At 38.9% G+C, this 12,618-nt stretch carries 9 protein-coding genes and 1 pseudogene; 8 read left to right on the top strand and 2 right to left on the bottom strand.

The window, feature by feature from the left end:
• Positions 1–75 precede the first annotated feature (75 nt).
• Entirely contained in the window at positions 76–2,319 is a 2,244-nt protein-coding gene (locus AC6B99_RS03445; protein WP_496662757.1) for an O-antigen ligase family protein, read from the bottom strand.
• A 627-nt stretch (positions 2,320–2,946) separates the two neighbouring features.
• A pseudogene (locus AC6B99_RS03440) lies at positions 2,947–4,085 on the bottom strand (acyltransferase family protein).
• 923 nt (positions 4,086–5,008) lie between these two features.
• Here AC6B99_RS03440 and AC6B99_RS03435 point away from each other — a divergent pair.
• The 8 genes from AC6B99_RS03435 to AC6B99_RS03400 are packed head-to-tail and all read left to right on the top strand — an operon-like array spanning position 5,009 to position 12,604.
• Positions 5,009–6,145, top strand: coding sequence for a glycosyltransferase (locus tag AC6B99_RS03435; protein WP_496662756.1), 1,137 nt, complete (start codon positions 5,009–5,011; stop codon positions 6,143–6,145).
• A gap of 1 nt (position 6,146) precedes the next feature.
• Positions 6,147–7,223, top strand: coding sequence for a mannose-1-phosphate guanylyltransferase (locus AC6B99_RS03430; RefSeq protein ID WP_430160080.1), 1,077 nt, complete (start codon positions 6,147–6,149; stop codon positions 7,221–7,223).
• 50 nt (positions 7,224–7,273) lie between these two features.
• Positions 7,274–8,278: a GDP-mannose 4,6-dehydratase gene (gene gmd, locus AC6B99_RS03425; RefSeq protein WP_496662755.1), complete on the top strand. Its 1,005-nt coding sequence runs from the start codon at positions 7,274–7,276 to the stop codon at positions 8,276–8,278.
• 16 nt (positions 8,279–8,294) lie between these two features.
• On the top strand, positions 8,295–9,257 hold the full coding sequence (locus tag AC6B99_RS03420) for a GDP-mannose 4,6-dehydratase (protein WP_496662754.1): 963 nt from the start codon (positions 8,295–8,297) through the stop codon (positions 9,255–9,257).
• On the top strand, positions 9,238–9,876 hold the full coding sequence (locus AC6B99_RS03415; RefSeq protein WP_496662753.1) for an acetyltransferase: 639 nt from the start codon (positions 9,238–9,240) through the stop codon (positions 9,874–9,876). The genes AC6B99_RS03420 and AC6B99_RS03415 overlap by 20 nt, the downstream gene beginning before the upstream one ends.
• A gap of 14 nt (positions 9,877–9,890) precedes the next feature.
• Positions 9,891–11,009, top strand: coding sequence for a DegT/DnrJ/EryC1/StrS family aminotransferase (locus tag AC6B99_RS03410; protein ID WP_496662752.1), 1,119 nt, complete (start codon positions 9,891–9,893; stop codon positions 11,007–11,009).
• 44 nt (positions 11,010–11,053) lie between these two features.
• The gene (locus AC6B99_RS03405) at positions 11,054–11,839 is read left to right on the top strand and encodes an ABC transporter permease (protein ID WP_496662751.1); all 786 of its coding nucleotides are present in this window, start codon (positions 11,054–11,056) and stop codon (positions 11,837–11,839) included.
• A 21-nt stretch (positions 11,840–11,860) separates the two neighbouring features.
• Complete coding sequence (locus tag AC6B99_RS03400; protein ID WP_496662750.1) at positions 11,861–12,604, top strand: ABC transporter ATP-binding protein; 744 nt, start codon at positions 11,861–11,863, stop codon at positions 12,602–12,604.
• Positions 12,605–12,618 lie beyond the last annotated feature (14 nt).

The following is a 12,618-nucleotide window of genomic DNA, read 5'->3' as shown; positions in this document are numbered from 1 at the left end:
TTTATGCGCAACGCATGCATAGATTCAACCGTTTAAAGACGAGGCCAGAAAGGCGCTTATTCATGTGGCAATTGCTTATTTGGTTTCAATAGAAGCTAGTGCTTGCTGCATCGCAGGTGTGAAGCTGAAGTCGCGTCCCTGCGATTGTTCTGGAGGCAATGTCGCAAGCTGGGCGATACGCCGCTCCACTTCCGCTTTAAGCTCCAGCACACGCTTGTGGTAGCTTTCTGCATTTCCGGCATCACTGCTAATGGCCGCAACATATTCAACAATGGCATGATCATAAAACTCGATATCCCAACGGAATTTGCTAATGCCTTCTTCCAGCACTTGGAGCATCTCTGTTGTTTTGCCGTCCTTTTTGTCAGTTTGATATTGGGCCATAATGAACGAACGGTTGTAAGGATCATTGGCTTTGCCGCTTGCAAGCGTCTGCAGCGCTTCGTCTTTCATTGAAGCATTTTGCGTCTGCTCATAGGCCTGCATCAGCCATTCGTATTTAGTCAGGCTAAACACAGAATGATCAGGAGAAGTCTTAATGGCTTTATTGAGTGAAGGCAGCAGTTGGTTGAGCTGCGCCTTCCCAGCAGCAGCAGTATTATACGTATCCTGAAACGTGCTGTTTGCGCCGTTCGCGCGTGCGGAGCCGACTAGCAGGATAATTGCCAGCACGCCGATGGCAGATGGATAGATCCATTTTACTGCGCTGCCCTGTACGGGTTGTTCTGCCTCTTGTTTAAACGCAAGTGATTTGCCATATGGCGCAATCATAGCGCCCAAGCTAATGAACAGCAAAGCGCTCAAATAGACGTAGCTCATATCAAAATCGATAGCGCTATGCAGCAGCAGCGTCGTTGCCAAAATAAAAAAGATCAAGTGGCTGCCCCGACGTTCAGGGAAACGGATGTACGAGCGAATGTATAAGTAATAGACATAAACGAGCAGCCCGATAAGTGCAGCAAATCCAATCCAGCCTACCTCAACAAGCGTTTGAATGAAGAAGCTGTGCGCCTGTCTGCTCCAATATGGATTGTTTTGATATTGCTCATATAGAGCCTGCCAGCTGCCTCCGCCAGCTCCGAGCAGCAGATAGTCTTTGGCAACCTTAAGGCCATCCTCATAGAAGGTCCAGCGTTCGAGAACGCTGTGCTGCTGCAAGTTGATGTTTTCGAATCGGGAAGCCATTTTCTCAGGCAGCAGATCACGGATGCCGTCGCTTGTAATAAGCAATACGGCTGCCAATAGTCCGACAACGACAATAGCAGCGGGAAAAGCAGCAAACGCCCATTTGCGCTGCGCAAGGCGTGCACTTTTCTTTTCGATCCAAGGGAACAGCTTCTTGTGAATAAGCATGATCAGTCCTGCATTAACAAGGGCTGCGCCTGCAAGCAATGCCCAGCTTTGCAGCGGCAGCTTGTCGAACATCGAAATCGTCGTCGCCACTTTCGTTTCGGTCGGCTGGACAATTGCGGAAATCGCTTCTGTATTAGCCGTGATTTTGCCCAAAATAACGAGCGTCAGCAAAGCGGATAGACCAGCATAGACGACATAGGCAAATTGCCTAGCCAGCTTCAGGAAAGGCAGAAGTACAATAAGCATTACTGGAATAATAACGAGGGCGCCCCTCGAATAAGCGAGAAAAAAAGAAATTAAAATTGGTACGAGCATAATAGAATTAGCTAGGCGCATATACCAGCGCTCACAGGTTGCGGCATAATAAGCGGCGATCAGAAAGATGGCAATTAGGAAGCCGGCATATGTATTGGAATATTGAAAGACTGAGCTAAGCCGGTAGCCATCGTGGGCGAGCCACATCGCATCCTTGTAATATTGCTGGCCGAACAAGTTCAGCAGGCCGAAAAATACGATTAAATAGGCAGAGAGCACAACGCCATATTCCAGCCATTTTCGCATCTGCACTTTTCCAGCGGCATATAGACTGGTCAGAAACAGGGCAGCGAGCAGGAAAAAGACAAACGTCATAAATTTGGCATAATAGCTGGAGACGGCCTGCATCGATGAGAGCCAATAGATGGCCGGAAGCAGCAAAACTGCAATCGACAGCACGCTGCGATGATTGTTCAGTTTCCAGCCCGTAAGATAAGCGTACAAGGCGGTTGCGGCGAGTAGAACGTAGCCATAGATGGCCGCGTTGTAAATGGGAGACTCAAAGCCATACTCGTAGCCATTGAACAATCCGCGCTCGTATGGGAAAATAAGGACGAACAAAGCCAAGCCAAGTGTCAGTAACCCTTGCAACAGCGGCTGCTCTTTAGACAATTCCGCTGTATTTTGTGTTGCTTTTTTCCTTGCACTCATTAATATGTACTCCTTGTATTCGTAGTAGATTTCTTCATAGAACTATTTTAACAAATGATGGAGGCTGATTCCATAATAACCACATTTTAATTTAATATCACTACGGTATGTATGCGAACTATTTAAATGATCTAAACCTTTGAATGAAGGAGTTGTAAAAGAAGGAATTGAAGTCAAGATACGAAACACGACGATCAGTGGGGTTGAATCCAAGAAAGGTCGCAGGTAGAACACAAACCTCAAGGAGGAAAGGCACCGAAAGACAATCGATCAAAGTTGCCCATAATTTGAGACTTAGCATTACATAACCCTTGCTCCGGAGCATTCAGACGCTTTCGATGCTTGCATAAATCCGGCCTCTGGGATCACATTTTAGAGCATGTTCCCAGCGACGCTGACTTTGCAAATGTGATAATTAATACCACGCATGTACCTGTTTATCAGCAATAAGCTAGGGTAAAAGGTGACGACATTTTCAAACTATGGGATGCTCTTAAAACGTATTGACGAACAAAATCTATGAAGCTGTTGGCGCTGTGGTAATCCCTATCGTTTGGAGATGACTGCATAGCAAGATCACGAAATACCGCCGGTTGGTGAAACGTTTTAATAAATAAGTCTGTAATTTCAAGAATTTTTAACGATGGTTTCCATAACAGTTTGGTTAGTTTTGGTCTGCGTATACTTCCTAGATAAGTTGTAACCCAGCTTATTAAATGGCTTTTCTACGTATCTGTGGAGTAAGTAAGAAAGACCAATTACAAACAGAAAAACCTCAATAATAACGATATAAGGGTATGGTTGGTATTTGTATAAATAGGATATCATCGCATAACCAAGGACTCCGTGAATAATATACATTGGATAACTAATTTCAGCGAAAAAGTTGAGTATTGCTGAATATCTAATTCTTTCTTTATAAAAATATATTATTGCAAAAACAATGATCATGCATGTGTAATTAACTAAATTTTCTTTTCCAGCGACACCAAAAACGTTATACACATTAAATAGAAATTGCAGATACAAAAAGAGAATGGTCACTATGAATTTTTTAATATTCCAGTATTTTTTGAATAGATTATAGAAACATACTCCTATAAACATAAATGTAACAAAGACTGATACGTTCGAGATAATGTAAAACAGTCTATAGATATTTATCATATTAGCATTTAAAAGGAATGAGAGACTGTTGGAAGCTAGATATGTAAAAACAGTTAATATTCCTGTAGTTATAGTTATTGATTTTATGCTTTTTAAACTTGAAACCCAGAATAGAAAGGCACATAAAATATAAAATTTAACCTCGTTTTCCAGGGTCCAGTTTACATTGTCTATGCTCAAAACCCAGAACCAATCTCTAAATAGAGAGGCATTTTTAAAATAATCAATAAGATTAAAATTAAAATTAATATTATTGATTTTTGCACTTAGAAATAAAGCTAGAAATGTAAGCATTAAGCCTATTATATATACGTTGGATATAATCTGAAAAATCTTCTGAATAAGAATTGTGAGCTTCCTAGTTTTTCTAAAGATATTGGAATTACAAACCCACTAACTAAGAAAAATAAGGCGACTCCTATTGCTCCAAAATTAAAATGGAGGGTGTATAGCCATGTGGTTAGATTTAAATGAGGAAGATGATGCAAATTTTCTATGGGAGTGGAGTATGAAATAAGAGAGGCGGTCACATTGTCTCTCCAAAACAATTCCCACATGTGAGCATAAACAACAATTAAAGCGGCAATCCCCCTCAGCATTTAACAAACCATATTCTATCGCTACTGGTTTTTAATTTGTTCACTTAACTTTACACCTCTCCGTGTCTACTAGTACTAGCGTTGTGTTGATGTTCTTATTTGGTATGTAAACATGAAAAGACCCAATACAATGGTTATGGTAGGTAGTTCCTATTCATAATCCACTGAAAAGGATCAGCGCATGGAAAAGAATACTCTATTTTCTTCATTTGGTAAATGGTTAACTCCAATTTGTAAGAAAACGTTCATAGATTGTGTGAGCGAAAATGGTCAAGATATGTATGTAAAGAAACTAACAATGCTCGCCTACTTCAAGCTTTTTCTTCACATGAAGTTGTAAGGGTGTGATGGGATCCACGACATTACAAATGCCGTCTTAACCCATGCTTTCCCACTGAAGCTTACTTCCGTCTATATAGCAAATGAGGTGAAAAATAATCAAGACGATCTTACAGTATGCGAACAAATATTCAATCAGATGGCAAAACGAAGTCGTTTCAAGCAAATTCTCATAAGTTCTCGCAGCAAATTCAAGATTATTTACTCAACAACGGGGGAGCAGGTAGGCCTCTTAGGCAATTATAGATGCTAAACTAAGTATTTATCAATTTTAAAACACAAATGAGAGAGTTGGTTTTTATTCGGCAAAGCTCGACGTAGAGCCTAATATACCGTATACTTATTTCGACAAAGTGTTCGTTGTATTACCTGTAAATACGACAAGATGCAAGTTTTGTGCAATTTAATGGGGTGAAATTCAATTTCTGGTGGTGTCTGTAATAAAAAGAATAATCTTTCGTGCTTTATATAAAATGTCCAGTTTCTTCAAGCCAGTTCTGGTTCGTCTGGTTCCTGCTAATCTTAGACGATCTGCTAAGAGGAAACTATTAACGCTAGCTGAGCCTATTAATAGAAGCCAACTTATGGTGCGAGATATGAGGTCTCTCAAGGGAGTTAATCTGCTTGGTTATGCTAGAGCTGAAATGGGAGTTGGTGAATCTTGCAGATTAGCTGCAAACAGCTTAAACGCAGCCAATATACCGTTTGGAATTCTTAACTTTACAGGTACTAGCAGCTCAAGGATGGCTGACACAACCTGGATGCATAAAGAAGTATCAGAGCCAACCTTCAATGTTAATGTGTTTCATATTAATGCGGAACAGATGCCTGAGATAAATGTGTTATACGGTAATACATTATTTGAGGGAAAATACAATATTGGTTATTGGCACTGGGAGTTGTCGGAGTTTCCTGACGAGTGGCTTAATAGCTTTAGATATGTGGATGAGATTTGGGTTCCCTCTACCTTTGTTGGGGATGCCATAGCACTAAAAAGTCCTGTTCCGGTTGTGAAAATTCCGCACTCTATAGAAGTGAAAATAAAGGAAGATCGGGACCGTTCATATTTCGAATTACCAGAGGCAGCCTTTCTTTTTCTTACAATGTACGATGTGAAAAGCTCTCAGGAACGTAAAAATCCCCGTGCGTCCATTATTGCGTTCAAATTAGCTTTTGAACCAAATAATTTGAAGGTTGGATTGGTAGTTAAAATCAACCGTTATAAGAGCAATGACAACGATTTGATTTTGCTTAAAGAGTTGATTGGCGAGTATCAAAATATTTACTTATTAGATGAAACGATTAGTAGAAATGATGTCAATGCTTTAATTAGCATAACAGATTGTTTTATCTCGTTACATCGCAGCGAGGGATTTGGTCTGGGCTTCGCAGAGGCCATGTATCTCGGTAAACCAGTGATTGGCACGAATTGGTCCTCTAATGTAGATTTCATGAATGAAAAAAATGCATGTCTTGTCGATTATGAGTTAGTGCAATTAGGACAAGATTATGGGCCATATAAGTCGGAGCAGCATTGGGCGGAGCCTGACGTGCACCATGCCGCAGAATATATGAAAAAGTTGGTGAACGATCAACCATATTATGAGAGGATTGCTGCTGGAGGGGAAAGGTACATAAAAGAGTTTCACTCTCCAATTGTAATTGGGAAGCTAATTCAAAAAAGACTGGACTATATTTATAACTGGCAGTTTGGAGGATGAGATGACAACAACTTGTTTGATTATGGCGGGTGGAAAAGGCGAAAGATTCTGGCCTAGAAGTCGGGTGAACTTGCCAAAGCAGTTTCTGAATATATCGGGCAACAAATCGATGATTCAGCAAACCATTGATCGGTTGCAAATTTTTATACCTATTGAGCAAATTTTTATTATTACGAATGAGTTATATGCTGAATTAATTAAGGCTCAAATTCCTAATCTACCTGCGGATAACATTATTATAGAGCCTATCGGACGCAATACTGCTCCTTGTGTAGGGCTTGCTTCAATTATTATTGAAGAGAAGTATCCTGACAGCTCGATGATTGTAATACCATCGGACCATATCATTAAAAACGAAACTGAATTTGTGAATATATTGCAAACAGCAGTGTTGGCCAGCAAAGAAGGAGAAAACTTAATTACCTTAGGAATTACTCCTACTTATCCAGAAACAGGGTACGGGTATATAGAGAGTACGGATGAAACTTTCGAATTAAATGGTTTGAATGTTCATAAAGTGAACAAATTCGTAGAGAAACCAAATGAAGAAAAAGCGAATGATTATTTAAAAGCAGGAAATTACTATTGGAATAGCGGCATTTTCGTATGGAGAGTAGCTGTTGTCAGAGATTATATTCGAAAGCTCATGCCTGAAATGCATGATTTATTAGAGACAATGAAAATGGCGTTTAAAGAAAATGATAGAAATACGATTATTAAAGCCGAATTCCCAAAAATGCCTGATCAGTCAATTGATTACGGGATTATGGAAAAAGCAAGCGATATACATGTGATTCCCTGCATTTTCGGCTGGGATGATGTAGGCAGTTGGACCGCATTGGAACGTATAAATGATGTTGATGATAATGGTAATGTGACCAATGGCAACACATTAAATATCGATACCAAACGATGTATTATTGAAAGTAACGGTAAGCTCATTGCTACTTTAGGTGTTGAGGATTTAATTATTGTGGAGACTGAAGATGTGACCCTGATTTGTAAGAAAGACAAGGCCCAAGAGATAAAATCTCTAATTAAAGAGCTTAAAATTCAAAAGTTAGAGCGATACTTATAATGAAATTATATAAGAAGCAACTTAAACATTATTAATAAGGGGAAATAAGAATGACACAAAAACGTGCACTAATTACAGGAATTACTGGACAAGACGGATCGTACCTGGCGGATTTATTATTAGAAAAAGGGTACAAGGTGTTTGCACTAAGAAGAAGAACTAGTGTACCTGTACTAGAGAACATCGATCATATTCAAGATAAAATTGAAATTATTGATGGCGATTTACTTGATTTGAGTTCACTTATTCACGCGATGAAAATTTCAAATCCGGATGAAGTATATAATTTGGCCGCGCAGTCTTTTGTGGGAACTTCTTGGGATCAGCCTATTCTAACAGGGCAAGTGACTGCTATTGGCGTAAGTAATATGCTCGAAGCCGTGCGTATCGTTAAGCCTGATGCCCGTTATTATCAAGCATCGAGCAGTGAAATGTTTGGTAAAGTAGTGGAAACTCCCCAGACAGAGGCTACTCCTTTTTATCCGAGAAGCCCTTATGGTGTAGCAAAGGTATATGGTCATTGGATGACTGTAAATTATCGCGAAAGCTTCAATATGTTTGCATGCTCAGGCATATTGTTTAATCATGAATCACCACGTCGAGGTATTGAATTTGTAACAAGGAAAATAACGAATGCTGTCGCAAGAATCAAGTTAGGGCTGCAAACAGAACTGCGGTTGGGCAATCTTGATGCTATGCGCGATTGGGGATTCGCCAAGGACTATGTTGAATGTATGTGGCTGATGCTTCAACAGGAGCAGCCAGATGATTATGTTATTGCTACTGGGGAAATGCACTCTGTCCGTGAGTTTTGTGAAATAGCATTCAGCTATGTAGGTTTGAATTATGAAGATTATGTCGTTACAGACCCTAAATTCTTCAGAGCGGCTGAAGTAGACCTATTGCTAGGCAACCCGGCTAAAGCGATCAGCAAATTGGATTGGAATCCACAAAAGACAACCTTCAAGCAGCTTGTGCAGTTAATGGTGGATACTGACCTGAAAAAAGAAAAACACAAACATAGCGACATATTAGTGGCTGGGCCCAAAGTTTAATGAAAGAGAGGTTTAAATGAAAGCTCTTATAACTGGAGTAAGCGGCTTTGTTGGAACTCTATTAAGTGAGAAGCTCATTGAAAATGGATATGAGGTTTCTGGATTTTCAAGGAGGGCAACAAGCCATAAAAATATTGAATATTATCCTTGTGATATTACTGATAGCTCCAATGTAGAAGCGATTATTAGAAAAATACAGCCTGATGAAATTTATCATTTAGCAGGCTCTTCTTTTATCCCCTCCTCGTATACTAATACGATGCAGACGTATGAAACTATTGTTAACGGGACTTTAGTTTTATATGAAGCGATTCGTAAATTGGATATCGATTGCAAAGTATTATTCGTAGGCTCTGGAGAGGTTTATGGCGAGGATAAAAGAAGTTCCTACAACGAAAGGGATCTATTGCAGCCAAGCAATCCGTATGCAGGGGCAAAAGCTAGTGCTGATTTAATTAGTGAACAATATTTCAAAACCTTCGGTATGAGAATTATAAGAGCTCGTCCATTTAATCATACCGGACCTAAACAATCGCCGCATTTTGTTTGCTCTAATTTCGCAAAGCAGATTTCTGAGATGGAAGGTAGTGGAAGTAACTGCATCTCCGTCGGAAATATTAATGTACAACGTGATTTTCTTGATGTTAGAGATGTAGTGAATGCCTATTTAAAGCTAATGAAGTATGGGGAAAATGGAGAAGCATATAATGTATCTTCCAATAAGCCTGTTTTTATTTCAGAGCTGTTAGATATGCTGCTATCAAAGTCGTCTCTCAAAGACCCAATTATTGAAATAGAAGCAGTTAGGCTAAGAGCCAAAGATGTTGCTATTAAAGCAGGAGATAATACAAAACTTAGGCTTCATACGGGATGGAAACCTGAATTCCAGCTCCTAGAAACGATGAAGGATTTGCTTGACTATTGGAGAGATTATCAAGCTCAAGTAGGTGATGATAAAGATGAATATCCTAGAACGTGATCAAGTGGTCGTTGTAGGTGGCGGGGGCCATGCAAAGGTTATCTTGGACATTTTGCATACTATTGAAAATATAGATGTAGTAGGTTTTACTGCACAAGAGAGTAATATGTTAAGTTTGTACGGTATTCCGTATCTTGGTGATGACTCCGTATTGCCTGCTCTTTTGGAAAAAGGTATTACTTCATTTATTATTGCCATTGGTGACAATAAGTTACGCAGAAAGCTATATTATAAAATGCTTGAGCTTGGTTTTACACCTGTGAATGCGATAAGTCCTTCCGCCATAATATCTTCTTCTGCCCAGATAGGCAAAGGAGTTGCAATTATGCCAGGAGTTGTCGTCAACTCTTTTTCACAAATTAATGATAATGTCATTATAAACACACGGGCTGGGATTGATCATGATTGTATAATAGGTGCGCATGCTCATATTGCTCCTGGTGTTACTTTAGCAGGTAGTGTTTCTGTAGGAGAGGGCACGTTTATAGGTACTGGATGCAATGTAATTCCGGAAATAACCATAGGTGATTGGACAGTAGTTGGAGCGGGATCAACGGTTATTTCTGATCTCCCTTCAAATGTTAAAGTTGTAGGTGTACCCGCAAAAAAATTCATATAAAAGGATGAAGAAATATGAAAGCAGTTAGAAGTATTCCTTTGGCAGGACCAGTCCTGAATGGCAATGAAAAAAAATATGTTATGGACTGTATTGATACTGGGTGGATTTCTTCAAATGGAAAATACGTAAATGAATTTGAACAAAAGTTTGCACAATTTTGTGGTGTAGATCATGCTTTAAGCTGTGCGAATGGGACTGTAGCGTTGCATTTACCCTTGCTTGCTTATGGAATAGGGACTGGTGATGAAATACTGGTACCAACCTTTACATATATAGCGACAGCAAATGCTGTTAAGTACTGTGGCGCTACTCCTGTTTTAGTTGATTGCGAACCAGATACTTGGAATATGGATCCGCAAAAGCTTGAAGAAAAAATTACAGCGAACACGAAAGGGATTATTGTTGTTCATTTATATGGACATCCTGCAAATATGGATCAAATTATGGAAGTTGCTAAAAAACATAATTTGTTTGTCATTGAAGATGCTGCGGAAGCACATGGTGCTGAATGTAACGGACAAATTGTTGGTTCTATAGGGGATGTTGGAACATTCAGCTTTTTTGGTAACAAAATTATTTCTACAGGGGAAGGTGGCATGATTACGACCAATAATAAGGAACTTGCTGATAAAATGAGATTGCTTAGAGGACAAGGAATGGATCCTAAGAGAAGATATTGGTTTGAAGTCGTGGGCTATAATTACCGCATGACAAACATGCAAGCGGCAATTGGCTTAGGTCAATTAGAAAATATAGAGTGGCATTTGGGTAAGCGTAGGAGTGTAGCAAATACTTATATTGAGCTTTTTGCGCCTTATTCAGAATGGTTTACTCTTCAACCAGAACTGTCTTGGGCAAAACATTCTTATTGGATGGTTTCGATTTTACTTCAAGATAAAGTTAACATTAGCAGAGATGAATTGATGAAATTATTAGACGAAGATGGAATTGAAACAAGACCACTCTTTTATCCTATGCATCAAATGCCGCCATACTATGAAACGAACCACTATCCAGTAGCAGATGCTGTATCTGTTAGAGGAATTAATATACCAACAAATGCTTTACTTAGTGAGATGGATATGAATTATATTTGTGAGAGACTTGTTTTTCATTGTAAAGCAAATGGATAACTTTCTGGCAAGTAGCTTTAAGTTTGCTTTGTGGAGGTTAAATGGTGAGTGACTATATGAAGAAAATATATCAAACAAGATACTTTTGGATGCATCTTGTAAATGCTGAACTTAAAAATAAGTTTAGGCGTTCAAAATTGGGGATTTTGTGGACGTTTATGAATCCTTTGTTGCTTACTTTATTGATGTCAACCGTATTCGGCACGGTATTTAATATGTCTTTTACCGATTATGCTCCATATGTATTGTCAGGATTAATTGTTTGGGATTTAATTAGTGCCTCTTTTATTGGTGGGGGCTATTCGATTATGACAGGAGAGCAATACATTCGTCAATTTAATCATCCTGTTATTATTTATACTCTTAGATCAGCTTTGGTGACTACAGTTACGTTTATATTGGCGATGACCTCATTGGCTGTTTGGATGTTATTCACTAGGCCGGAGCATGTATTAATTGGAATCATGACATTACCTTTAACAATCATGCTGTATTTTTGCTTGTCATGGGCGATTACAACGATTGCAGGGTTTACTAATGCGAAATATCGTGACTACCCACAAGTAATGGCTCTCGTAATTCAAGCAGTGTGGTATGTTTCGCCTGTCTTTTTAAGAAAAGAAATGTTTACTTCTAATCCTGCTTTAGGTGTTCTGTTTAATCTCAATCCTATAACACATATTTTGGCTCTTGTTAGAGAGCCCTTTTTATATGGAACAATGCCGACAGTTAGCAACTACACTTTTACAATTGGAACGATTATCTTGTTTGCAGGAATAGCAGTGTGGGTTAATAAAAACAATCATAGTAAAGTAATATTTTATCTATAAGAAATAAGAGGGATAATAAATATGGAAAAGTGCTATATAAGGCTCAATGATGTCAATCTTTATTACCCATCACACATATATAATGCAACTACTTTAAAGCAAGAAGTATTCTCTTTATTAAAGTTGCAGAAAAAAAAAGAAACGTTAGACAATGTACATGCCCTTAGAAACTTCAGTTTAGAAGTGAAAGAGGGAGATAAACTCGGAATTATTGGCCACAATGGTGCGGGAAAGAGTACATTATTGAAGACTATCGCAGGAATATATCCAATTAAATCTGGCTCGCTAGAAGTAAAGGGAGAAATACGATCCTTATTTGATTTAGCCTTAGGTTTTGATCTCGAATCTACGGGCCGAGAGAATATTATGTATCGTGGATTGTTACTTGGGGAGGTCCCAAGACGTATTAAGGAACAAGAACAGGCAATTATCGATTTTGCAGGAATAGGTGAATTCATTGATTATCCTATAAGATCATACTCATCAGGAATGTTGATTAGGCTTGCATTCGCGATTTCTACTTCAATTTCTGGGGAAATTCTATTGCTGGATGAGGTTATAGGGGCTGGAGATGCATCCTTTGCATTAAAGGCAAAAGAAAGAATGACAGGGCTTATGAGCCGGGCAAAGATTTTAGTATTGGTTTCACATGACCTTGCCACAATACGAGATGTTTGTAATCGTGTAATTCTTGTTCGACAAGGACAAATTATTAAAGATGGTGCACCTGATGAAGTGATTAGTTTTTATAAAAGTTCAATATAGTTAAGTTCAGGGGG

It is taken from the genome of Paenibacillus liaoningensis (assembly GCF_059609455.1).
This window is presented reverse-complemented; position numbering and strand designations above follow the sequence as displayed.

What these genes read in the sequence shown, in the direction of transcription:
- AC6B99_RS03420 (WP_496662754.1), top strand. Translation starts at nt 8,295, where the DNA reads ATGAAAGCTCTTATAACTGGAGTAAGCGGCTTTGTTGGAACTCTATTA.
- AC6B99_RS03415 (WP_496662753.1), top strand. Translation starts at nt 9,238, where the DNA reads ATGAATATCCTAGAACGTGATCAAGTGGTCGTTGTAGGTGGCGGGGGC.
- AC6B99_RS03430 (WP_430160080.1), top strand. Translation starts at nt 6,147, where the DNA reads ATGACAACAACTTGTTTGATTATGGCGGGTGGAAAAGGCGAAAGATTC.
- AC6B99_RS03400 (WP_496662750.1), top strand. Translation starts at nt 11,861, where the DNA reads ATGGAAAAGTGCTATATAAGGCTCAATGATGTCAATCTTTATTACCCA.
- AC6B99_RS03410 (WP_496662752.1), top strand. Translation starts at nt 9,891, where the DNA reads ATGAAAGCAGTTAGAAGTATTCCTTTGGCAGGACCAGTCCTGAATGGC.
- gmd (WP_496662755.1), top strand. Translation starts at nt 7,274, where the DNA reads ATGACACAAAAACGTGCACTAATTACAGGAATTACTGGACAAGACGGA.
- AC6B99_RS03435 (WP_496662756.1), top strand. Translation starts at nt 5,009, where the DNA reads ATGGTGCGAGATATGAGGTCTCTCAAGGGAGTTAATCTGCTTGGTTAT.
- AC6B99_RS03445 (WP_496662757.1), bottom strand. Translation starts at nt 2,319, where the DNA reads ATGAGTGCAAGGAAAAAAGCAACACAAAATACAGCGGAATTGTCTAAA.